Annotated in this window: 16 protein-coding genes, 3 rRNA genes and 1 pseudogene; 4 read left to right on the top strand and 16 right to left on the bottom strand. The window is 71.1% G+C overall.

Annotated elements, in window-relative coordinates; all coding sequences use genetic code 11:
• Positions 1-2,363: 2,363 nt before the first annotated feature.
• Complete coding sequence (locus tag JKP75_RS08660; RefSeq protein WP_207147014.1) at positions 2,364-2,693, top strand: alkyl sulfatase C-terminal domain-containing protein; 330 nt, start codon at positions 2,364-2,366, stop codon at positions 2,691-2,693.
• A 170-nt stretch (positions 2,694-2,863) separates the two neighbouring features.
• Here the strand turns inward: JKP75_RS08660 and JKP75_RS23780 are convergent, their stop codons facing one another.
• Together JKP75_RS23780 and JKP75_RS20945 are read right to left on the bottom strand one after the other, a co-directional pair.
• On the bottom strand, positions 2,864-3,013 hold the full coding sequence (locus tag JKP75_RS23780) for a hypothetical protein (RefSeq protein WP_309229667.1): 150 nt from the start codon (positions 3,011-3,013) through the stop codon (positions 2,864-2,866).
• 588 nt (positions 3,014-3,601) lie between these two features.
• Positions 3,602-3,964: pseudogene (locus tag JKP75_RS20945) on the bottom strand (HAD family hydrolase); the annotation flags it as partial.
• Between the two features lie 112 nt (positions 3,965-4,076).
• Here JKP75_RS20945 and JKP75_RS08650 point away from each other — a divergent pair.
• A complete protein-coding gene (locus tag JKP75_RS08650; protein WP_309229666.1) occupies positions 4,077-4,964 on the top strand; it encodes a DUF1015 domain-containing protein in 888 nt (295 codons plus the stop codon).
• Complete coding sequence (locus JKP75_RS20940; protein ID WP_242472831.1) at positions 4,961-5,416, top strand: hypothetical protein; 456 nt, start codon at positions 4,961-4,963, stop codon at positions 5,414-5,416. Before JKP75_RS08650 ends, JKP75_RS20940 begins: the two co-directional genes overlap by 4 nt.
• 7 nt (positions 5,417-5,423) lie before the next feature.
• On the opposite strand, the gene JKP75_RS08645 is transcribed toward JKP75_RS20940, so the two are convergent.
• Complete coding sequence (locus tag JKP75_RS08645; protein ID WP_200492934.1) at positions 5,424-5,783, bottom strand: single-stranded DNA-binding protein; 360 nt, start codon at positions 5,781-5,783, stop codon at positions 5,424-5,426.
• A 92-nt stretch (positions 5,784-5,875) separates the two neighbouring features.
• On the bottom strand, positions 5,876-6,676 hold the full coding sequence (locus tag JKP75_RS08640) for a tol-pal system YbgF family protein (RefSeq protein ID WP_200492933.1): 801 nt from the start codon (positions 6,674-6,676) through the stop codon (positions 5,876-5,878).
• Here JKP75_RS08640 and JKP75_RS08635 point away from each other — a divergent pair.
• Positions 6,656-7,546 (top strand): hypothetical protein, encoded by an 891-nt coding sequence (locus tag JKP75_RS08635; protein WP_200491783.1) that lies wholly within the window; start codon positions 6,656-6,658, stop codon positions 7,544-7,546. The genes JKP75_RS08640 and JKP75_RS08635 overlap by 21 nt on opposite strands.
• 443 nt (positions 7,547-7,989) lie before the next feature.
• Here the strand turns inward: JKP75_RS08635 and rrf are convergent.
• From rrf to argC, 12 genes are all read right to left on the bottom strand, one after another.
• Positions 7,990-8,106 (bottom strand): 5S ribosomal RNA (gene rrf / locus JKP75_RS08630).
• Positions 8,107-8,213: 107 nt separating this feature from the next.
• A 23S ribosomal RNA gene (locus JKP75_RS08625) occupies positions 8,214-11,332 on the bottom strand.
• Positions 11,333-11,808: 476 nt separating this feature from the next.
• Positions 11,809-13,327 (bottom strand): 16S ribosomal RNA (locus tag JKP75_RS08620).
• The 16S, 23S and 5S rRNA genes sit together here, the layout of an rRNA operon.
• A gap of 388 nt (positions 13,328-13,715) precedes the next feature.
• Entirely contained in the window at positions 13,716-14,999 is a 1,284-nt protein-coding gene (gene tyrS / locus JKP75_RS08615) for a tyrosine--tRNA ligase (RefSeq protein ID WP_200491784.1), read from the bottom strand.
• Positions 14,996-15,607: a DNA-3-methyladenine glycosylase gene (locus tag JKP75_RS08610; protein WP_255523308.1), complete on the bottom strand. Its 612-nt coding sequence runs from the start codon at positions 15,605-15,607 to the stop codon at positions 14,996-14,998. The genes tyrS and JKP75_RS08610 overlap by 4 nt, the downstream gene beginning before the upstream one ends.
• 53 nt (positions 15,608-15,660) lie before the next feature.
• The gene (gene argH / locus JKP75_RS08605) at positions 15,661-17,103 is read right to left on the bottom strand and encodes an argininosuccinate lyase (protein WP_200491785.1); all 1,443 of its coding nucleotides are present in this window, start codon (positions 17,101-17,103) and stop codon (positions 15,661-15,663) included.
• A complete protein-coding gene (locus JKP75_RS08600) occupies positions 17,100-17,636 on the bottom strand; it encodes an arginine repressor (RefSeq protein ID WP_200492932.1) in 537 nt (178 codons plus the stop codon). Before JKP75_RS08600 ends, argH begins: the two co-directional genes overlap by 4 nt.
• 10 nt (positions 17,637-17,646) lie before the next feature.
• On the bottom strand, positions 17,647-18,591 hold the full coding sequence (argF, locus tag JKP75_RS08595; protein ID WP_200491786.1) for an ornithine carbamoyltransferase: 945 nt from the start codon (positions 18,589-18,591) through the stop codon (positions 17,647-17,649).
• Positions 18,588-19,778 (bottom strand): acetylornithine transaminase, encoded by a 1,191-nt coding sequence (locus JKP75_RS08590; RefSeq protein ID WP_200491787.1) that lies wholly within the window; start codon positions 19,776-19,778, stop codon positions 18,588-18,590. The genes argF and JKP75_RS08590 overlap by 4 nt, the downstream gene beginning before the upstream one ends.
• Positions 19,779-19,783: 5 nt before the next feature.
• Positions 19,784-20,815, bottom strand: a complete 1,032-nt coding sequence (gene argB / locus JKP75_RS08585; protein ID WP_309229665.1) for an acetylglutamate kinase — start codon at positions 20,813-20,815, stop codon at positions 19,784-19,786.
• A complete protein-coding gene (argJ, locus tag JKP75_RS08580) occupies positions 20,812-21,963 on the bottom strand; it encodes a bifunctional glutamate N-acetyltransferase/amino-acid acetyltransferase ArgJ (protein ID WP_200491788.1) in 1,152 nt (383 codons plus the stop codon). The genes argB and argJ overlap by 4 nt, the downstream gene beginning before the upstream one ends.
• Positions 21,960-23,000: an N-acetyl-gamma-glutamyl-phosphate reductase gene (gene argC / locus JKP75_RS08575; protein ID WP_309229663.1), complete on the bottom strand. Its 1,041-nt coding sequence runs from the start codon at positions 22,998-23,000 to the stop codon at positions 21,960-21,962. Before argC ends, argJ begins: the two co-directional genes overlap by 4 nt.
• Between the last annotated feature and the right edge of the window lie 135 nt (positions 23,001-23,135).

The raw sequence follows: 23,135 nt of genomic DNA, 5'->3' as shown, positions 1-23,135 counted from the left end.
GCACCGGCGTCCAGCGGCGCTTGGGAGTCGGCGGGCAGCGCCAGCTTTCGCCCGACGCCGGCGGCGGTCAGCGGTCTGGACTCCGGCCCGGGCCGGCGCGGGCCGCTGAACAGAGCGGAGGCCGGTGACGACCACTGTTCTGGCCGCGCTGGTCTCCCTGCACCACCCGCCAGCCTGGGGCCCAGTTCGAGGCAGACGGCCGAGCGGCGCTTCGAGCTCGGATGCTGAGTCGGTGGAGCCGCCCGCCGGTCAGCAGCGCCTGTGGACGCAGCGCCAGCGTCTTCTGGCCGTCACGACGTCGCCGGAACCGGTCGACGACCTCGCGCAACAGGGCGCCCCGCCCGGCGCCGGGCGTCGCGGAAGCGCATGGGAGCCCGAACTTCAGCCACAGGCGGTCGCCGAAGGCTGCAGGCATGCAGATCCGCATGGGGCGGCCGCCAGACGTCGATGTCGCCGCCGAATGTAGCGATCATCCAAGCGCCGGCTGGCGGAGACGCAGCGGCGTTGCCGTCGGCGGGGATCGAGACGGTATGGCCCGAGTTCGGCGAGGTCACCAGCGGCTTCAGCGAACAGGTGGGCGTTGGCCGGGCTGGTGGTAGCGCCTTTGATCGCCGGGCCATGCTGCTCGACCGCCACCCGTGGCGGAGAAGCGGCGTAGCGGTGGTTTCGTGGGGTCATGCACGGCATCGCCGCCGCAGCCAGAAGCTGGCTGTTGGTTTTACGTCGATGAGGGACACGATGTCGATACGCGGGGCGCTGGCCTCTCTCGGACGATTCGTTGATGCCCAGGTGCCGCCGACGACCGCGTCAGTCGGCGTTGACGACGTCCACCGACGCCAGCTTGCTCTCCGCGACGGAGTACGCAGTGCTCGATGGGTCTGAGCAAGCCTCTGACTGCTCTGGGTCAAGTCGAGAAGCCGATCCGGTCACGAGGTTGAACCCAGAGGCAGGCGGTCAGAACTGGCCAGCTGGCGGTGCGCAGGAACGCCGTCGCCGCCAAGACTATGATGATCTCGGAATGCGCGTGGCGTGCGCGTCGGCGTGGGCAATGGATTCTGGAGCGCCGGGCCGATGTGAAGCTGCGGTGCTTCGTCCGAGGTATTGATGTGCTGGCTCGGCAGCCGGGCAGTGGAGTTGCGGGCCAGCTGGACGACGTCGTGCCGGGCTGGTACGGTCAGCAGCATCGCCGTGGCTGCGGGCGGTGCCGCCCTCGCTGGTCGGACTCACCGCGGTCCCTCCTGGACTCGACGGACGTCGTGCTCCTGCACCGGCCCCGCGTCGCGGCGCAACCACAGGAAGAACTCCCGTTCCGGCCGGCCCGGGCAGCGGGCTGGCGACCATGCGCGTCCTCAGCAGCTCGGCCGCGCCACCTCGAGGACGGCCTGCACCCATGCTCGGTCCCGGACGACGCCGCCGGCGCCGGAGAGCCGTTCCGCCCGACCTCGAACTGCGGCTTCACCATCGGCAGCAGGTCGGCCCCGGGGCCGGCGCACGCGGTGGCGCGGGCAGCACCAGCCGCAGCGAAGCGTGAACGACAGGTCGGCAACGGTCGACGGGACCGTCGATCGCCTCGGGGGTCAGCGTCCGCACGTTGGTGCCGCTCGTGGACCCGGTGCACCCGGTCGTCGGTGCGCAGCGACCAGGCCAGCTCGCCGTAGCCGACGTCGACGGCGACCCTCGGCGGCACCGGCTGGTCGAAGCCCCCGGTGAGGCGCCGGCGTCCAGGGCGCGGCGGCCCTCGACGGCGACCAGGAACGCCTCGAGCTGCCGAGCAGCCGGTGTGCGCGCTGCGGAGACCCAGCTGGGCTGGCCGATCGGTGGGACCACGACGGGTTCGCCGCGTCCACGCTCGTGGCGGGCTTGGTAGCCGCGCGCCCGGAGACGGCGACGCGGCCCTCGGCGATGAGCGCGACCGCGTGCTCGCGAGGAGCGGGCCGGACCGCGGCGCACGAGCTCGGCATCGAGCCGGCGACGCACCATCAGAGCTGGTCGATCGTGCCGAGCTCGCGCTGCAGCCGGCCGTGCTCGGCCTCGAAGACGGCCACGTGCTCGGCGACGGGGCGCTGCTCGAGCTCGAAACCGGTCCGCCCCGGTGCGCTCCGCGTCGACCGCGGCCGGGCGCGGCGGACCCGGGACGGGGCGCTGCGTGCTCAACGGTCATCGTCATCGCTTCCCTGCGCTGGAGGTGGTGGCGGCTCCGTCGTCGGGGCGGACGCCGGACTGCGGCCGGGTGCCGTCGCACCGGCCGCGTGCCCGCCGAGGTTACCGGTCACCGGCGACGGGGCACGGCGCGACGGGGCAGGCGATAACGTCTGGCGCCCGGTACGTCCCGACATCGGCAGGAGAACCGCCCCGTGGCCACGATGGACGAATGCCTCACCGCCCTGCGGGGCATCCTCGGCGACCTCGCGGCGAACCCCGCGGCCGCCGGCCTCGACCGCAGCCTGTCGTGCCGGTTGACCGATCTGCAGCAGGTGGTCGTCGGACGGCTGAGCTCCGGCAGCGTCCGGGACCTCGAGGTGCTTCCCGACGGCCCCGCCGTGGAGAAGGCCGACATCCGGCTGACCATGACCAGCGACGACCTCGTCGCCCTGACCGGCGGCCGGCTGTCCTTCGGCTCGGCGTGGGCGTCGGGCCGGGTGAAGCTCGAGGCCGGCCTGCGCGACATGCTCCGGCTGCGCAAGCTGCTCTGACCGCGCTCGCACCGTCCGGGCCGCGCGCCCGACCCTGACCGCACGGCGTCCCGCCGCACGCCGGCACGCGTGGTCCGTCCCGTCCGCGTGGTCGCGCGCCGTCTCCCGTGGTCCTGTTCCGTCCGCGTGGCCGCGCGCCGTCTCCGTGGTCCCGGGCCGTCGTGGCCCAGTCAGCCGGTGCCGATGCCCCAGTTCCGCAGCGCGGTCGATGCCTCGACGCCCTCGCCGAGCACCCTGGCCGGGGCACCGCCGTCGGGGTGCCGGATCCAGTGCGCCACGCACAGCGCCCGCAACCCGTCCAGCCCGTCGAAACCCCGCACCGCGCCGTCGGACCCCTGAGCGGCCCCGTCCGGATCGCGCTCCGCGCCGTCGGCGCGCGCTCTCCGTCGCCGGCCGGCTCGTGCACCAGCAGGAGCCCGTCCGACTCGGCCGGCCGCACGACCCAGTCGCCGCACCGCCACCCCACCGCGTCAGCTTGCACCGACGGGTGCACGTCGAGCAGGGCGGCGAGCAGCGTCGCGGCATCGGTGACGCCGGAGAGCACGAGCAGGCTGGCCGCGCCCGCCGCTGCGCGCCCTCGATGTCGGTGTCCAGCCGGTCCCCGACGACCAGGGGCCGCTGCGCTCGGGTGCGCCGCACGCACTCGGCGTGCATGGCCGGGTCGGGCTTGCCGGTGACCAGCGGCGGACGCCCGGTGACCGCGCTGACGACCCCCACCATCGCCCCGTTGCCCGGCAGCGGACCGCGCGGGAGGGGATCGTGGCGTCGGCGTTGGTGGCCACGTGCCGCGCACCGTTGCGCACCGCGACGACCGCCTCGGCCAGCTGCGCCCAGCCGACCTCCCGGCCGTAGCCCTGCACGACGGCGTCCGGCTCGTCCTCGGCCCGCTCGACGACCTCCAGGCCGGCCGCGCGCACGGCGGCCGCCACCCCGGGCCCGCCCACGGGCAGGATCCGCGCCCCCGGCCCCAGGAGCTCGAGCACCACCGTCGCGGCCGCCTGGGAGCTGGTGATGACGTCGGCCGCGGCCGCCTCGACCCCCAGCTCGGTCAGGTGTGCGGCCACCTCCTCCGGCGTCCGGGCGGCGTTGTTGGTGACGAAGCCCAGCCGCATGCCGCTGCGGCGGACCTGCTGCAGCGCCCCGGGGACTCCGGGTACCGCCTCGGAGCCGACGTAGACCACGCCGTCGAGGTCCAGCAGCGCGACGTCGTGCTGTTGGGCGAGGGGGCCGGGCGAGCCGGCCGCGAGCGGGCTGCGGCGCGGGTCGGGCATCGCGTGGCCTCTCCTTCTCGATCTGCTGTCGTGGATGTGCTGTCCTGCGGGTCCGACGGCCGGTACCGCGGGCGCCACCGGCGCATCCGCGCGGCGCTCCTACGATTCCCTGGTGCCCTCGTCGTCGCCGGACCACCGCCCGTCCGATACCGCGACGGGCCTGGAGGTACGCCCCTTCCGGGCGCTGACCTACCGCGTGCACGACCCGGACCACCTGGCCCGGGTGAGCTCGCCCGCCTACGACCTGGTGACCGCCGCCGGCCGGGAGCGCCTGGCCGGCGCCGATCCGCACAACATCGTGCGGCTCATCCTGCCCGAGCCCGGCGTCCCCGCCGATCCCGCACCGGCGGGCGGAGCCGGGACGGCGCCGGCCTGGGCAACCCGGGCGGCGCGGATGCTCGCCGCGTGGGAGGACGAGGGCGTCCTGGAACGGGACGAGCGATCGGCGCTGTGGGTCTACGAGCTGCAGCCCGCCGACGGCGACGCCGCGACGGTGGGCTGGCTCGGCGCCGTCGGGTTGCCGGTGCCGGGCTCGACCGCGGTCCTCCCCCACGAGGACACCTTCCCCGACGCCGTCGAGGGCCGTCGCGCGCTGCTCGCCGCCACCCGCACCGACCTCGAGCCGATCGTGCTGGCCCACGACCCGGATCACGAGGTCGCCGTGCTCACCGACCGCGCCCGCCGGAGCGAGCCGACGCTGCAGGTGCTCGACGACGACGGCGTCCGCCACCGGCTGTGGCGGGTGACCGACCCCGCGCTGATCGGCGAGCTGGCCGGGGCGTTCGGGCGCACCGGCGCCGTCATCGCCGACGGCCACCACCGGTTCGCCGCCGCCCGTGCCCACCAGCGCACCGACCCCGGCTGCCCGGGGTGCGACGCCGTCCTCGCGCTGCTGACGCCGATGGGCCCGGGCGGGCTGCGCGTGGCCGCGATCCACCGGGTCCTACCGGACCTCCGCTCGACGACGCTGCCCGCCGGGCAGCGGTCGGCTTCGCCGTGAGCGAGCTCGCGCTGGACCCCGACCGGCCGGCGGCGGTCGCCATCACCGCGGCTGTCGACGCCTGGCTGGCCGAGCCGGACGCTCTGGGCTTCCTGGTCACCGACGGCTTCCGCCTGCTCTGCCTGCGCGATCCGGGAGCCCCCGTGCGCGACCGGGTGCCGGCCGAGGCACCGGCCGCCTGGCGCGGACTCGACGTCGTGCTGGCGCACAAGGGGCTGATCGAGGGGTTGTGGGCGCGGGCGGACGAGCCGGGCAGCGTGCTCATCGCGCACACCGTCGAGGAGGCGCTGCGGACGGCGGGCGAGCGCAACGGCGTCGCCCTCCTGCTCCGCCCGCCCTCCCCCGCCGACGTCGCCGCCGTGGCGCGCGCCGGGGCTCGGATGCCGCGCAAGTCCACCTTGTTCGTGCCCAAGCCGCGGACCGGCCTCGTGCTCCGGCCGCTGGACGACTGATCGCGCCTCACGCGATGCGCTCGGTCGCCGGCCCCGAGGCGCGGGGCACCTTGCGCCCACGCCGGCAGTTGACCTCGCACACCGAGGCGGTGCCGGATCCGGTGCGCCAGAACCGCTGCTGGAGCGCACCCTCGATCTCCACGACGTCACCGGGCTGCCAGGCCGCCACGCGCCGCTGCAGCGACTTGTCGTAGGTGATGCAACTGAGCACGTCGACCGTCTGACCGCGTGGCCGGGGCTCGGGCCGGCGCACCACCAGCCGGAAGGTCACCAGGGTGTCCCCGCTCGGCAGGGTGCGGACCTCTGCCGGTGCGGACAACCGTCCCCGTAGCACCACGTCGTTCCGGTCGATCACAGCCACGCTCATGCTCAGAGCCTGGATCGGCCGGGGGCCCCGGCACAGGGGCGTGCCCCATCTGTGGACGCGGGCGGCGGGTGTGGACACCCGCCGCCCGGTTGTCAGCTGTCCGTGCTGCCGGCTCCGGAGTCCGCGTCGTCACCGGTCTCACCCAGGAGCTCGGCCACCTCGGCCTCGACCTCGTCCTGGAACGACCGGCCGCCGGTCGGGAATGCGCCGGCGTCGGCTGCTGACTCCTCGGCTCCCGGCTCCTCGTCGTCGGACCGCTCGAACTCGGCCTCGATCGCTGCCTCGAGTGCCTCGGCGTCGTCGAGCTCGGCGTCCTCCGGGTCGATCGCCGCGTCGGTCTCCTCCGGCGCGGCGTCGCCACCTGACAGGGTCTGATCCTGGTCGGCGCCCTCGGTCTCGGCCTCGAGGTCGTCGTCCTCGTCGTCGTCGATGAGGTCGTCGAGGTCGGTGAACTCGACGGAGTCCGCGAGCGCCTCGGGGTCGAGTCCACCCAGCGCCGCCTCGAGGACGAGCCGGGCGGCGGCGTCCTCGCCGAGGTCGCGGCGCGCGCCGGCCTCGACCAGACGCAGCTCGGCCGTCTCCTCCTGGTCCGGCTCCTCCGTCAGCGCCTCGGCGACGAGCCGCAGGGCGACCTCGGGCCGACCGAGGGCCCGCTCGCAGTCCGCCAGCACCGCGCGGTAGCCGTGGTCGCCGCTCATCCGCCGGTAGGCACGGAGCTCGCGCGCCGCCTCGGCGTAGTCACCGGCGTGGGAGGCGGCCACGCCGACCGCCTCCCGGACGACGGCGACGCGGGAAGCCCGGTCGCGCGCCGCGCGGGCGTGCGCCAGGGCGGTCTCCGGGTCCTCGTCGATCAGCGAGCCGGCAGCGACGAGGTGCGCGGCGACCTTGTCCACGCCGCGGGGGTCGAGACCCTTCAGCGCGGTACGCACCGCGGGGTCGAGCTCGCGAGGGTCGGCCCACTCGGGGAGCTCGGGACCGGGCGGCAGCGGCGGACGACGGTCCTGCCGGTCGTCGGGACGCGGACCCCGCGCGGGGGCGCCGCGGCGGTCGTCGCCGGGACGGCGGTCCCGCCAGTTCCCGGCACCGCCCTCCGGACGGCCGGACCGCTGCGGCCGGTCGCCGGACGGGCGCCGGTCCTGCCAGTCGCCGCGCTGCGGGCGGTCACCGGAGGGGCGGTTCTGCCAACCACCACCCTGGGGACGGTCACGCTGGGGGCGGTCCCCGGCGGGGCGACGGTCCTGCCACTCGCCACGCTGCGGGCGGTCACCCGGGGGGCGACGGTCCTGCCAGTCCCCGCGCTGCGGGCGGTCGCCGGACGGACGGCGGTCCTGGTAGCCGCCACCCTCGCCGCGCTGCGGGCGGTCACCCGAGGGGCGACGGTCCTGCCAGTCCCCGCGCTGCGGGCGGCCACCGGACGGACGGCGGTCCTGGTAGCCGCCACCCTCGCCGCGCTGCGGGCGGTCACCCGAGGGACGACGGTCCTGCCACTCGCCACGCTGCGGACGGTCACCCGAGGGACGGCGGTCCTGCCAGCCGCCACCCTGCGGGCGGTCGCCTGCCGGACGACGGTCCTGCCAGCCACCACCCTGGGGGCGATCACGCTGCGGACGGTCACCCGAGGGACGACGGTCCTGCCAGCCACCACCCTGGGGACGGTCGCGCTGGGGACGGTCCCCGGACGGGCGGCGATCCTGATAGCTGCCACCCTGCGGGCGGTCAGTCGAGGGACGACGCTCCTGCCAGCCACCGCGGTCGTCACGTGACGACCCGGCGCCGCGAGCACCACCGCTCGTCGGCCGGCCACCCGGACGTCCGCGGGCATCGCCCCGGTCGTCTGCACCGCGACGCGGGCTCGAGTCGTTGCCGCGCTCGGCGAAGTAGCGGGCGTCCCGGTCGCTCTGCGGACGCGGAGGCCCGGCGCTCGCCGTCCCCGCCGTTCCCACCGCGGCCGCCGGCGACGTTGCGCGGGGCGCCGGGTCGACCGGAAGCGCCGGCCGGGCGCTGGGCGCGGGAGCCCGGGCGGCCGGAGCCGGCGCCGGAACGGCCGCTACCGGAGCCGCGCGGGCCGTCAGAACCGCGTCGCGGAGAAGTCATCGTCGGGGTACCTCATCACATAGCGGCGCACTCACAAGCCGCCGAAAGCTGAACAACGGACAACGCGAACGGGGGCCAGAGCACGTGGCTCTGACCCCCGTTCGTAATGGTTGTCCGGCGGCGTCCTACTCTCCCACCCCGTCTCCAGGGCAGTACCATCGGCGCTGAGAGGCTTAGCTTCCGGGTTCGGAATGTTGCCGGGCGTTTCCCTCTCGCCATGGCCGCCGTAACTCTGTGAACTTGAACCATGCCTGGTTCGTGCGTTCAGAACCGCACAGTGGACGCGAAGCAATCTTGTTATCCGGCTCTTACTCACACAGGCCCGAGTGGGTGTGTGTGGTCAAGCCCTCGGCCTATTAGTACCGGTCAGCTCCACACCTTGCGGTGCTTCCACTTCCGGCCTATCAACCCGCTGGTCTGGGCGGGGGCCTTACCCGGTTGACCCGGTGAGAGACCTCATCTTGAAGCGAGCTTCCCGCTTAGATGCTTTCAGCGGTTATCCCTGCCGAACGTAGCTAACCAGCAGTGCACCTGGCGGTACAACTGGCACACCAGAGGTTCGTCCGTCCCGGTCCTCTCGTACTAGGGACAGCTCTTCTCAAGTCTCTTACGCGCACGGCGGATAGGGACCGAACTGTCTCACGACGTTCTAAACCCAGCTCGCGTACCGCTTTAATGGGCGAACAGCCCAACCCTTGGGACCTACTCCAGCCCCAGGATGCGACGAGCCGACATCGAGGTGCCAAACCATCCCGTCGATATGGACTCTTGGGGAAGATCAGCCTGTTATCCCCGGGGTACCTTTTATCCGTTGAGCGACACCGCTTCCACATGCCGGTGCCGGGTCACTAGTCCCAGCTTTCGCTCCTGCTCGACCCGTCGGTCTCACAGTCAAGCTCCCTTGTGCACTTGCACTCGACACCTGATTGCCAACCAGGCTGAGGGAACCTTTGGGCGCCTCCGTTACATTTTGGGAGGCAACCGCCCCAGTTAAACTACCCACCTGACACTGTCCCTGATCCGGATCACGGACCGAAGTTAGACATCCAATTCGACCAGAGTGGTATTTCAACGATGACTCCACGAACACTGGCGTGCCCGCTTCACAGTCTCCCACCTATCCTACACAAGCCGAACCGAACACCAATATCAAGCTATAGTAAAGGTCCCGGGGTCTTTCCGTCCTGCCGCGCGTAACGAGCATCTTTACTCGTAGTGCAATTTCGCCGAGCCTGTGGTTGAGACAGCTGAGAAGTCGTTACGCCATTCGTGCAGGTCGGAACTTACCCGACAAGGAATTTCGCTACCTTAGGATGGTTATAGTTACCACCGCCGTTTACTGGCGCTTGAGTTCTGAGCTTCGCCTTACGGCTAACCCGTCCCCTTAACGTTCCAGCACCGGGCAGGCGTCAGTCCGTATACATCGTCTTACGACTTCGCACGGACCTGTGTTTTTAGTAAACAGTCGCTTCTCACTGGTCTCTGCGGCCACCCACCGCTACCCCGCGCAAGGCGGTTGACAGTAGATGGCCCCCCTTCTCCCGAAGTTACGGGGGCATTTTGCCGAGTTCCTTAACCACAGTTCGCTCGATCGCCTTGGTATTCTCTACCTGACCACCTGAGTTGGTTTGGGGTACGGGCCGCTCGGAACTCGCTAGAGGCTTTTCTCGGCAGCATAGGATCATCCAATTCGCCTCATTCGGCTATGCGTCAGGTCTCACCCTGTATGCGGGACGGATTTGCCTACCCCGCGGGCCACACCCTTGCACCGGTACTACCACTCACCGGTAGGACTACCTTCCTGCGTCACCCCATCGCTTGCCTACTACCAGTCCGGGTCCCAGCCTCCCCACACTCGCCTCACAAGTGAGGACCGGTGGATCGGGTGGTTAGCATCGCTGGGTTCAGCATGGGCGTTCCTTCGCGGGTACGGGAATATCAACCCGTTGTCCATCGACTACGCCTGTCGGCCTCGCCTTAGGTCCCGACTCACCCTGGGCGGATTAGCCTGGCCCAGGAACCCTTGGTCTTCCGGCGGGGGAGTTTCTCACTCCCCTCTCGCTACTCATGCCTGCATTCTCACTCGCGTGGCGTCCACGGCTGGATCACTCCGCCGCTTCGACCGCCACACGACGCTCCCCTACCCATCCACACACCTGGCCGGCCCACACAAGGACCGACAGGAAAAGCATGAATGCCACGGCTTCGGCGGTGTGCTTGAGCCCCGCTACATTGTCGGCGCGGAATCACTTGACCAGTGAGCTATTACGCACTCTTTCAAGGGTGGCTGCTTCTAAGCCAACCTCCTGGTTGTCTCTGCGACTCCACATCCTTTTCCACTTAGCACACGCTTAGGGGCCTTAGCCGATGATCTGGGCTGTTTCCCTCTCGACTACGAACCTTATCGCCCGCAGTCTCACTGCCACGCTCTCACTTACCGGCATTCGGAGTTTGGTTGACGTCAGTAACCTTGTGGGGCCCATTAGCCATCCAGTGCTCTACCTCCGGCAAGAAACACGTGACGCTGCACCTAAATGCATTTCGGGGAGAACCAGCTATCACCGAGTTTGATTGGCCTTTCACCCCTACCCACAGCTCATCCCCTCAGTTTTCAACCTAAGTGGGTTCGGTCCTCCACGCGGTCTTACCCGCGCTTCAACCTGGCCATGGGTAGATCACTCGGCTTCGGGTCTAGGGCACGCGACTGTATCGCCCTGTTCGGACTCGCTTTCGCTACGGCTACCCCCCACGGGTTAACCTCGCCACGTACCACTAACTCGCAGGCTCATTCTTCAAAAGGCACGCAATCACCCCGGACCGAAATCCTAAGGCTCTCACGGCTTGTAGGCACACGGTTTCAGGTACTATTTCACTCCCCTCCCGGGGTACTTTTCACCTTTCCCTCACGGTACTTGTCCGCTATCGGTCACCAGGGAGTATTCAGGCTTAGCGGGTGGTCCCGCCAGATTCACACCGAATTTCACGGGCTCGGTGCTACTTGGGATGACGCTCGGGAGAGCACATGTTTTCGTGTACGGGGCTCTCACCCTCTACGGCGACCCCTTCCAGAGGCCTTCCACTAACACGTGCTTTTCTCACTCCCTGAGTGCTCGGCAGAACACTCGGAACGGTCCCACGACCCCGACCACACAACGCCTGCCGGCTATCACATGCGATCGGTTTAGCCTCATCCGCTTTCGCTCGCCACTACTCACGGAATCACGGTTGTTTTCTCTTCCTGTGGGTACTGAGATGTTTCACTTCCCCACGTTCCCTCCACACGCCCTATGTGTTCAGGCGCGGGTCACACCACATGACTGGTGCGGGGTTCCCCCATTCGGAAATCCTCGGATCAACGCTCGGTTGACAGCTCCCCGAGGCTTATCGCAGCCTCCTACGTCCTTCATCGGCTCCTGGTGCCCAGGCATCCACCGTGTGCCCTTAACAACTTGGCCACACAAAAATCCCACACAACAGCGCCCGGAAGGACACCCGTCGTGCGGGCCTACAAGAACTCTCATGCAAATAAGAGTCAAAAAGATGCTCGCGTCCACTGTGCAGTTCTCAACGTACGACCAGACACCCTCCACACGACCCCGCCAGACCCGGCACCCCCACGAGGGGCCGGCGGTACGAGAAACAGGAAGGCCCTGACACGAGATCACGCCACACCCCCGCGCACGGGGATGGTCCGCTCCCTCAGGACCCAACAGCGTGCCTACGACCAACCCACCACCACCACCCCGTTCCCCACACCCCCCGAAGGAAGCGTCGTACTAGGAGCAGCACCAGCTGCCGGCCGAACTGGTCAGCGTTCCACCCTCGAGCACCACCCAGGCACGCCGCGCACCCCCCGAAACTGGAGGGCACATCCTGGCCTGGCATGGCTCTGCACCGACAAGCTGATGCTTGCCGGCGAGTTGCTCCTTAGAAAGGAGGTGATCCAGCCGCACCTTCCGGTACGGCTACCTTGTTACGACTTCGTCCCAATCGCCGATCCCGCCTTCGACGGCTCCCTCCACAAGGGTTGGGCCACCGGCTTCGGGCGTTACCGACTTTCGTGACGTGACGGGCGGTGTGTACAAGGCCCGGGAACGTATTCACCGCAGCATTGCTGATCTGCGATTACTAGCGACTCCAACTTCATGGGGTCGAGTTGCAGACCCCAATCCGAACTGAGACCGGCTTTTTGGGATTCGCTCCACCTCGCGGTATCGCAGCCCTTTGTACCGGCCATTGTAGCATGTTTGCAGCCCTAGACATAAGGGGCATGATGATTTGACGTCATCCCCACCTTCCTCCGAGTTGACCCCGGCAGTCTCCTATGAGTCCCCACCATGACGTGCTGGCAACATAGAACGAGGGTTGCGCTCGTTGCGGGACTTAACCCAACATCTCACGACACGAGCTGACGACAACCATGCACCACCTGTGCACGGCCCTTACGGACCCACCATCTCTGGAGGATTTCCGTGCATGTCAAGCCTAGGTAAGGTTCTTCGCGTTGCATCGAATTAAGCAACATGCTCCGCCGCTTGTGCGGGCCCCCGTCAATTCCTTTGAGTTTTAGCCTTGCGGCCGTACTCCCCAGGCGGGGCGCTTAATGCGTTAGCTGCGGCACGGAACTCGTGGAATGAGCCCCACACCTAGCGCCCAACGTTTACGGCGTGGACTACCAGGGTATCTAATCCTGTTCGCTCCCCACGCTTTCGCTCCTCAGCGTCAGTTGTTGCCCAGAGACCCGCCTTCGCCACCGGTGTTCCTCCTGATATCTGCGCATTTCACCGCTACACCAGGAATTCCAGTCTCCCCTGCAACACTCTAGTCTGCTCGTATCGACTGCAGGCCTGAGGTTGAGCCTCAGGTTTTCACAGCCGACGCAACAAACCGCCTACGAGCTCTTTACGCCCAATAATTCCGGACAACGCTTGCACCCTACGTATTACCGCGGCTGCTGGCACGTAGTTGGCCGGTGCTTCTTCTGCAGGTACCGTCACTTTCGCTTCGTCCCTGCTGAAAGAGGTTTACAACCCGAAGGCCGTCATCCCCCACGCGGCGTCGCTGCGTCAGGCTTTCGCCCATTGCGCAATATTCCCCACTGCTGCCTCCCGTAGGAGTCTGGGCCGTGTCTCAGTCCCAGTGTGGCCGGTCACCCTCTCAGGCCGGCTACCCGTCGTCGCCTTGGTAGGCCACTACCCCACCAACAAGCTGATAGGCCGCGGGCCCATCCTCAGCCGATAAATCTTTCCACCACCAGACCATGCGGTCAGCAGTCACATCCGGTATTAGCCCCAATTTCTTGGAGTTATCCCAGAGCTGAGGGCAGGTTGCCCACGTGTTACTCACCCGTTCGCCACTGATCCCCCACCGAAGCGGGTTCACCGTTCGACTTGCATGTGTTAAGCACGCCGCCAGCGTTCGTCCTGAGCCAGGATCAAACTCTCCGTAGATGAATTTGAACCGGCTGAGAACCGAGAGCTAGCACTCTCGATATCAATCAACCAAAGGAATCCCAGCCGGAAACACAAAGCCCCCGGCACGGGGTATTACTTGGCACTGACTTTCGGCACGCTGTTGAGTTCTCAAAGAGCGGACGCGCACAAACTCGACCCTTCCGGGCTCCGTCTGCGGCTGGATGTCCAACACTACGCCGGTTTCCGTTGCCCCCACCAGCGGCGGGTCCCGGTCCGGCGGCCCCTCAGGGCCGCGCGGCGCAAAGAGAAAGTTACGTGGCCGTGTCGGCCGTGTCAAACCCGGGGTGCGTGACGCCCGCCACCGGGTCGTCCCACCCGGCACATCCACGTCCACGTGGGCGCGGACGTGCAGGTCAGCGCCCCGTCAAGCGCCGCGCCGCACCCCGGCGATCGACCGCTTGCCCCGGCGCAGCACCAGCCAGCCCCCCGCCAGCCAGGCGTCGTCCCCCGGGACGGCGTCGGCGTCGGCCACCCGCTCGTTGTTCAGGTAGGCCCCGCCCTCCTTCACCGTGCGCCGGGCCTCGGACAGGCTGGCCACCAGACCGGTGCGCTGGAGCAGCACCGCGATCGACGGCACCTCCCCCTCGACGTCCACGCTGCCGGCCTCGCTCAGGGCCGCGCTCAGCGTTCCGGCGTCCAGGGAGGTCAGGTCGTCCCGGCCGAACAGCGCACGGCCGGCGGCCTCGGCCTGGCGCAGCTGCTCCGGGCCGTGCACCAGCAGGGTCAGCTCCTCCGCCAGCGCCCGTTGCAGGCCCCGCGCCGCCGGGCGCTCCACGCTCTCCGCGATCAGCGCCTCGACCTCCTCGGCCGGCCGCTCCGAGTACAGGGGCAGCCAGGCGCGGGCGTCGGCGTCGTCGGCGTTGAGCCAGAACTGGAAGAAGGCGTACGGCGAGGTGAGCGCGGGGTCCAGCCAGACCGCGCCGCCCTCGGACTTGCCGAACTTGGTGCCGTCGGACTTGGTCACCAGCGGCGTCGAGAGCGCGTGCACCCGCGCACCCGAGGTCCGCCGCACCAGGTCGATGCCGGCCGTGAGGTTGCCCCACTGGTCCGAGCCGCCGGTCTGCAGCGTCACCCCGTGCCGCTGGTGCAGCTCGCGGAAGTCGTTGGCCTGCAGGATCTGGTAGCTGAACTCGGTGTAGCTGATGCCGGCCTCGGAGTTCAGCCGGGCCGACACCGCCTCCTTGGCCAGCATCTGGCTCACCCGGAAGTGCTTGCCGATGTCGCGCAGGAAGTCGATGGCCGACACCGGTGCGGTCCAGTCCAGGTTGTTCACGTAGACCGGCGCCGGCAGGCCGTCCCGCTGGGCCGGCACGTCGAGGAACGGGGCCACCTGCTCGCGGATCCGGTCGACCCAGCCCGCGACGGTCCCCCGGTCGTTCAACTGCCGCTCGGCGGTCGGCCGGGGGTCACCGATCAGACCCGTCGCCCCGCCGACCAGCACCACGGGCTGGTGCCCGGCCCGCTGCAGGGCGCGCAGCACCATGAACTGCAGCAGGTGCCCGACGTGCAGGCTCTGCGCGGTCGGGTCGAACCCGGCGTAGTAGGCGACCGGCCCCTCAGCCAGGTGCGCGCGCAGCGCCTCCTCGTCCGTGCTCTGGGCGATCAGCCCGCGGCGGTGCAGCTCGGTGAGGACGTCGTTCGCAGTCACGGGGGACCATCCTGCCCGGTGCCCCGACGTCGCGACTTCCCGCCCGCCCGGAACGCGCTCACCGACGGCGCACCGGCCTCCCAGAACCGCCAGGGCAGCTCGGTGGCCACGCTGATGCCGACGCGTGGTCCGGCCGACACGGCGGACGGCGGCGCCCCCCGGTGCAGCCGGACCGGGGACGACGGGTCGAGCAGGTCGGCATCCCGGTCGTCGGGGCCGATCCCGAGCGCCTGGGTGAGCCGGGCCGGGCCGCGGGCGAGGTCGCGGGCAACGCGGGCGGCGGGTCGCCGGGTGCGGGCCAGCGGCTCCCCCACCACGACTTCACCGGCGCGCATCAGCACCGCCGAACCGCGCCCCTCGGGGCCGACGACGACGTTGGCGCACCAGTGCACGCCGTAGCTGAAGTAGACGTACAGCCGGCCGGGCGGGCCGAACATGATCGCCGCGCGTGGCGTCGGGCCGCGGTGCGCGTGCGAGGCGGGGTCCTCCCCCGCACCCGAGTAGGCCTCCACCTCGGTGAGCCGCAGCGCGACCTGCCCCTCGGGGCGGTCGGTCACCACCCAGCAGCCCAGCAGCGCGGGCGCCACGACGTCGACCGGCCCGAGCAGGTCCTCCGCGCGGACGAGGGGACCCGGCCCGGGCCGGTCGGGGTCGGGTGCGGTCAGAGCGCGCCCGCCACCGGTGAGGCCGTGGCCCAGTCGGCGTGCTGGCGGGCCAGCTCGGCCAGCGAGACCAGTTGCTCGGCGACCCGCTCGGGGGCGGTGCCGCCACGGGCCTTGCGGGCGGCCAGGGCGCCCCGGACGGAGAGGACCGCGCGGACGTCGGGGGTGAGCCGCTCGTCGATGCCGGCGAGCTGGTCGTCGTCGAGCTCGTCGAGCTCCAGGCCGGCGTCCTCGCAGAAGGCGACCATGGCGCCGCTGATCTCGTGCGCGGAGCGGAACGGCACCCCCTGGCGGACCAGCCACTCGGCGACGTCGGTGGCCAGCGCGAAGCCCTGCGGGGCGGCGGCCTCCAGCACCTCGGGGCGCAGGGTGAGCGTGGCGACCATGCCGGTGACGGCGGGCAGTAGCAGCATCAGCTGGGAAAGCGAGTCGAAGACCGGCTCCTTGTCCTCCTGCAGGTCGCGGTCGTAGGCCAGCGGCAGGCCCTTGAGCATGGTGAGCAGCCCGGTCAGGTTGCCGACGAAGCGGCCCGACTTGCCCCGCGCCAGCTCGGCGATGTCCGGGTTCTTCTTCTGCGGCATGATCGACGACCCGGTGGCCCAGGCGTCGTCCAGCCGCGCCCAGCCGAACTCGGTCGACGTCCAGAGCACGACCTCCTCCCCCAGCCGGGAGAGGTGCACGCCGATGAGCGCTGCGACGAAGCAGAACTCGGCGGCGAAGTCGCGGTCGCTGACGCCGTCGATCGAGTTGTCGGTGGCCCGGTCGAAGCCGAGCTCGGCGGCGACGGCGTCGGGGTCCAGCGGCAGCGACGAGCCGGCCAGCGCCCCCGATCCGTACGGGCTCACCGCGGTGCGGCGGTCCCAGTCGCGCAGCCGGTCGACGTCGCGGGCGAACGAGTGCGCGTGCGCCAGCAGTTGGTGGGCGATGAGCACCGGCTGGGCGTGCTGCAGGTGCGTCATGCCGGGCGCGGCGACGTCGGCGTACCGCTCGGCCAGGCCGACGATCGCGTACTCCAGCGACGAGAGCTCCCCGACCAGCGCGCGGACGTGGTGGCGCAGGTAGAGCCGCAGGTCGGTGGCGATCTGGTCGTTGCGGCTCCGGCCGGCCCGCAGCTTGCCGCCGAGCGCGCCGAGCTTCTCGGTGAGGCCGCGCTCGAGGGCCTCGTGCACGTCCTCGTCGCTGTCGATCGCGGTGAACGTGCCGGCCGCCACCTCGTCGGACAGCTCGCGGAGCGCGCCGAGCATCTGCTCGAGCTCGTCGTCGGCGAGCAGCCCGGCGCGGTGCAGCACGCGGGCGTGCGCGCGCGAGCCGGCCAGGTCGAAGGGGGCCAGCGCCCAGTCGAAGTGGGTCGACTTGGACAGCGCGGCCATGGCGGGCGACGGGCCGCCGCCGAAGCGGCCGCCCCAGAGCCGGGTCTGCGATCCAGGGGGCGTGGTGGTCACGGGCCGGCGTCCTCTTCCAGGTCGTCCTGCAGTTCGGGGTAGACGGCAGGGGTGCGCTCGGCGAGCGACCGCAGCCGGTCGGCCAGCGCGGCCCCGCCGTCGGGGTCGCGCGAGACGACCAGCAGAGTGTCGTCCCCGGCGATCGTGCCCAGGACGTCGGGGAGGCCGACCTTGTCCAGGGCCGAGGCCAGGAACTGGGCGGCACCGGGAGGGGTGCGCAGCACCGCCAGGTTGGCGCTGCCCTCGGCACCCGTCAGCAGGTCGGCCAGCAGGCGGGTCAGCCGGGCGGGCGCGGTCTGCGCCGGGCGCAGCGGGGCGTTCTCCGGCGGCAGCACGTAGGACGCCGGAGCGCCGTCCGAGCCCCGCATCTTGACCGCGCCGAGCTCGTCGAGGTCGCGGGAGAGCGTCGCCTGGGTGACCTCGATGCCGGAGCCGGCCAGCAGCGCGGCCAGGTGGGTCTGCGACGTCACCGACTGGGCCTCGATCAGCTGCCGGATCCGGGCCTGGCGCGCGCTGCGGCTCGGCGAGGTCATCGTCGCTCCGTCACGAGTGCTCCAGGAGCCACACCAGCAGAGCCTTCTGCGCGTGCAGCCGGTTCTCCGCCTCGTCCCACACCGCGCTCTGCGGGCCGTCGATCACGTCGGCGGCGATCTCCTTGCCGCGGTAGGCGGGCAGGCAGTGCAGGACGACGGCGTCGTCGGCGGCGCGGGCCAGTGCGGCGTCGTCGACGGCGTAGGGCAGGAACGGGGCGATGCGGGCGTCGTACTCGCCCTCCTGACCCATCGACACCCAGGTGTCGGTGACCAGGACGTCGGCGCCGTCGGCGGCAGCCGCGGCGTCGGCGGTCCAGGCGACCGAGCCGCCGGTCTCGGCGGCGATCTCCGCGGCCTTCTTCAGCACCCCCGGATCGGGCTGGAAACCCTCGGGCGAGCCGACCCGCACGTGCATGCCCGCGGTGGCGCCGCCGAGCAGGTAGGAGTGCGCCATGTTGTTGGCGCCGTCGCCCAGGTAGCTCAGCGACCGGCCGGCCAGCGAGCCCTTGCGCTCGATGACGGTCTGCAGGTCGGCCAGGATCTGGCAGGGGTGGAACTCGTCGGTGAGCGCGTTGACCACCGGCACCCGGCTGGTCGCGGCCATCTCCTCGATCCGCTCCTGGCCGAAGGTCCGCCACACGATCGCCGCGACCTGCCGGTCGAGCACGCGGGCGGTGTCCGCGATCGGCTCGCCGCGGCCCAGCTGGCTGGTCGCCGCGTCGATGACCAGCGGATAGCCGCCCAGCTCCGCGACGCCCACCGAGAAGGAGACGCGGGTGCGGGTGGAGGGCTTGTCGAACAGCACGGCGACCGCCCGCGGGACGCCGTTGGCCGCGCGCAGCGGCACCGGGGCCTCCGCGGTGTGCCGGGTGGCCTTGAGCGAGGCGGCGAGCGCCAGCACCTCGGCCTGCTCGGCCGGGCTGAGGTCGTCGTCCCGGAGGAAGTGGCGGGTCACGAGTCGGACTCCTGGAGTGCGGCGTCGAGGGCGGCGGGCAGCGCGGCGACGAAGGCGTCGATCTGGGCGTCGGTGAGCACCAGCGGCGGGGCGAGCCGGAGCACGCCCGGTGCCACGGCGTTGGTGAGGAAGCCGGCGGTGCGCAGGGAAGCCTCCAGCCCGGCGGCGACGTCGGCGGTGAGGACGACGCCCAGCAGCGCGCCCTTCCCCCGGACGCCGCTGATGCCGGCGTGGCCGAGGCCCTCGATGCCGGCGGTGAACCGGTGCTCGATCTCCTTCGCCCGCTCGAGCAGGCCCTCGTCGCGGATGGTGTCGAGGACGGCGAGCGCGGCGGCCGCGGCGATCGGGTTGCCCCCGAACGTCGAGCCGTGCGAGCCGGCGGTCATCAGCTCGGCGGTCTCGCCGAACGCGAGCATCGCGCCGATCGGCAGGCCACCGCCGAGCGCCTTGGCCAGCGTGATCACGTCGGGCTGCAAGCCGTCGGCCTGGTGGGCGAACCAGTGCCCGGTGCGGCCCATGCCGGTCTGCACCTCGTCGAGCGCGAACAGCGCGCCGGCACCGGCGGCGGCGTCGGCCGCGGCGGCCAGGTAGCCGGCCGGCGCGGGCAGCACGCCGCCCTCCCCCAGCATCGGCTCGAGCAGCACCATCGCGGTCTGCTCCGACACGGCGGCGGTCAGCGCGCCGGCGTCGCCGTAGGGCACGTAGGCCACGCCGCCGGGCAGCGGGGCGAACGCGGCGGCCTTGGACGGCTGGCCGGTGAGCGCCAGCGCGCCCATGGTCCGGCCGTGGAAGGCGCCCTCGGCGGTGATCACCTGCGGCCGGCCGGTGAGCCGGCTGACCTTGAACGCGGCCTCGTTGGCCTCGGCGCCGGAGTTGCAGAAGAAGACCCGGCCGGGCCGGCCCACGAGCTCCAGCAGCCGCTCGGCCAGCGCGACGCCGGGCTCGTGCATCGCCAGGTTGGAGACGTGCCCCAGCGTGGCCGCCTGGGTGCTGATCGCCTCGACGACCTTCGGGTGCGCGTGGCCCAGGATCGTCGTCGCGATGCCGCCCAGCAGGTCGGTGTACTCGACCCCGTCGACGTCGCGGACGACCGCGCCGGAGCCGGACGCCAGCGCGACCGGCGGCGTCCGGTAGTTCCCCATCATCACGGCCGACCAGCGGCGGGCCAGCTCCTCGGTGTGCGTCATGGTGCTCAGCCCTCCCCGGGGGTCGTGAGGTCGGGGACGACCATCGTCCCGGTGCCCTCGGTCGTGAACATCTCCAGCAGCAGGGCGTGCGGGGTCCGGCCGTCGACGACGGTCGCCCGCTTCACCCCGCCCTGGACCGCCCGCAGGCAGGCGGCCATCTTCGGTGCCATCCCGGCGTCCAGCTCGGGCAGGATCTCGGCCAGCTCGGCGGCGTCGATCTGCTGCACCAGGGAGTCGCGGTCGGGCCAGTCGGCGTAGAGCCCCTCGACGTCGGTGAGGACGACGAGCTTGACGGCGTCCAGCGCGACGGCGACCGCCGCGGCGGCGGTGTCGGCGTTGACGTTGTGCACGATGCCGTGCCGGTCGGGGGCGACGGTGGCGATGACCGGGATGTGCCCGGCCTCCAGGAGCGCCAGCACCGGCGCCGGGTCGACCGAGACGACGTCGCCGACCAGGCCGATGTCGACCGGCTCGCCGTCCACGACCGCGTGGGTGCGCTCGGCGGTGAACAGCCCGCCGTCCTCACCGGAGAGGCCGACGGCCAGCGGCCCGTGCTGGTTGATCAGCCCGACCACCTCGGGGGTGACCTGCCCGGTGAGCACCATGCGGACGACGCCGATCGTCTGCTCCGTGGTGACCCGCAGGCCGCCGCGGAACTCGCTCTCGATGCCCAGCCGACCCAGCATCTCGGTGATCTGCGGGCCGCCGCCGTGCACGACGACGGGCAGGATCCCGCAGGTCCGCAGGAACACCATGTCGTCGGCGAAGGCGCGCCGGCACTCGTCGTCGACCATCGCGTGGCCGCCGTACTTGATCACCACGACGTTGCCGTGGAACTCCTTGAGCCACGGCAGCGCCCCGGTGAGGACGGCGATCCGGCGGGCGTCGCCCTCGGGGTCGTGGGTGCGCATGACGCGGTGGGTGCCGATCCGCCGCGGCGGCACCGCCTGGTCGACGGCGACGTCCGGGGGCGTCGGGTCCTGGGCGTCGTCGTCGTGGACGGTGGTCACGTGCGGCTCCGGCTCGGTGGGGCTCACGTCGAGTACGCCGAGTTCTCGTGGACGTAGGCGATCGAGAGGTCGTTGGTCCAGATGGTGGCCTGCTCGGCGCCGGCCTTCAGGTCGACGTCGATGGTGATGGCCCGGCCGGTGAGGTCGACACCCTCCCGCGGGTCGCCGATCGCGCCGCCACGGCAGACCGTGACGCCGTTGATGGTGACGTCGACCTGGTCGGCCTCGAACGCGGCGTCGGTCGTGCCGATGGCCGCGAGCACCCGGCCCCAGTTGGGGTCGTTGCCGAACAGCGCCGTCTTGAGCAGGTTGTTGCGGGCGCACGCCCGGCCGGCGGTCAGGGCGTCCTCGACGGAGGCGGCGTTGCGGACGGTGATCGCGATGTCCTTGGTGGAGCCCTCGGCGTCGGCGAGCAGCTGCATCGCGAGGTCCGTGCACGCCGCGGTGAGCACCTCGGTGAGCTGCTCCTCGCTCGGGGTCACGCCGGTCGCGCCGTTGGCCAGGGCGATGACGGTGTCGTTGGTGGAGAGGCACCCGTCGGAGTCGACCCGCTCGAAGCTGACCCTCGTGGCCGCCGCCAGCGCGCGTTGCAGGACCTCGGGCTCGACGACGGCGTCGGTGGTGAGGACGACGAGCATCGTGGCCAGGCTCGGGGCGAGCATCCCGGCGCCCTTGGCCATGCCGCCCAGCGCGAAGCCCTCGCCCTGCTGCGCGGTGGTCTTGGGCACGCTGTCGGTGGTCATGATCGCCCGCGCAGCGTCCGCCCCGCCGTCTGCGGAGAGCGCCTGCGCCGCGGCGGTGACGCCGGCGGTCAGCTCGTCCATGGGCAGCCGCGTGCCGATCAGCCCGGTGCTGGCCACGGCGACGTCGATCGCGCCCAGGCCCAGCGCCTCGGCGACGTGCTCGGCGGTGCGGTGGGTGTCGGCGAAGCCGTCGGCGCCGGTGCACGCGTTGGCGCCGCCGGAGTTGAGGACGACGGCCCGGCAGCGCTGCCCGGCCAGCACCTGGCGGCTCCAGATGACCGGGGCGGCCGGGAACCGGTTGGTGGTGAAGACGGCGGCGGCGACGTCGTCGGGGCCGGTGTTGAGCACCAGCGCGACGTCGGGGTCGCCGCTGGACTTGAGCCCGGCGGCGACGCCCGCGGCGGTGAAGCCCTGCGGGGTGGTGACGCTCATGGTGCGACTCCTACGAGGGGGAGACCGGTGGTCTCCGGGAGGCCGAGGGCGAGGTTGGCGCACTGCAGCGCGGCTCCGCCGGTGCCCTTGGTGAGGTTGTCGACGGCGGCGACCACGACCAGCCGGCCGGCGTCGGGGTCGACCGCGATCTGCAGCGCGACGGTGTTGGCGCCCAGCACCTGCGCCGTCGTCGGCCACTGGCCCTCGGGCAGCAGGTGCACGAACGGCTCGTCGGCGTAGGCCTGCTCGTACGCGGCGCGGGCGGTCGCGGCGTCCGTGCCGGGCGCGAGCTTCGCCGAGCAGGTGGCGAGGATGCCCCGGCTCATCGGCACCAGGGTCGGGGTGAAGCTGACGCCGACCGGCGACCCGGCGGCCTGGGAGAGGTTCTGGATCATCTCCGGCGTGTGCCGGTGCACCCCGCCCACGCCGTAGGCGCTGACCGAGCCCATGACCTCGCTGCCGAGCAGGTGCGGCTTCGCCGACTTGCCCGCGCCGCTGGTCCCGCTGGCGGCGACGACCACGACCTCGGGCTCGACCAGGCCGGCGGCGAGCGCCGGTGCCATCGCGAGGGTGACCGAGGTCGGGTAGCAGCCGGGGACGGCGATCCGCCGCGCGCCGGCCAGCTGCTCCCGCTGGCCGGGCAGCTCGGGCAGGCCGTAGGGCCAGGTGCCGGCGTGCTCGCTGCCGTACCAGCGCTGCCACGCGGCCGGGTCGCTCAGCCGGTGGTCGGCGCCGCAGTCGATGACCAGGGTGTCGTCCGGGAGCTGGGCGGCCACCGCGGCGGACTCGCCGTGCGGCAGCGCGAGCACGACGACGTCGTAACCGGCGAGGTCCGCTGCATCGCTGGGCTGGACCACCATGTCGGCGTACGGCAGGAGGTGGGGCTGCAGCTCACCCAGGCGTCGGCCGGCGCTCGAGTTGGCATGCACCCCGGTCAGCCGCAGGTTCGGGTGCGCGGCCAACAGGCGGCACACCTCTCCCCCGGCGTACCCGGTGGCGCCGGTGACCCCGACCGTCCACGTCTGCCCTGTGCTCACGATGCATGACCATACACGCCCATGCATGACTGTTCACTCGGATACCCGGCTCCGGACTTTCGGTACCGAAAGTCCGCCGTCGCCCGGGACTTTCGGTACCGAAAGTCCCGGCTGGACGGGGACTTTCGTTACAGA

The organism is Blastococcus sp. TML/M2B, assembly GCF_016612865.1.
GTDB lineage: Bacteria > Actinomycetota > Actinomycetes > Mycobacteriales > Geodermatophilaceae > Blastococcus.
The sequence above is the reverse complement of the archived record's forward strand: the minus strand, read 5'-3'. Positions and strand labels throughout refer to the sequence as shown.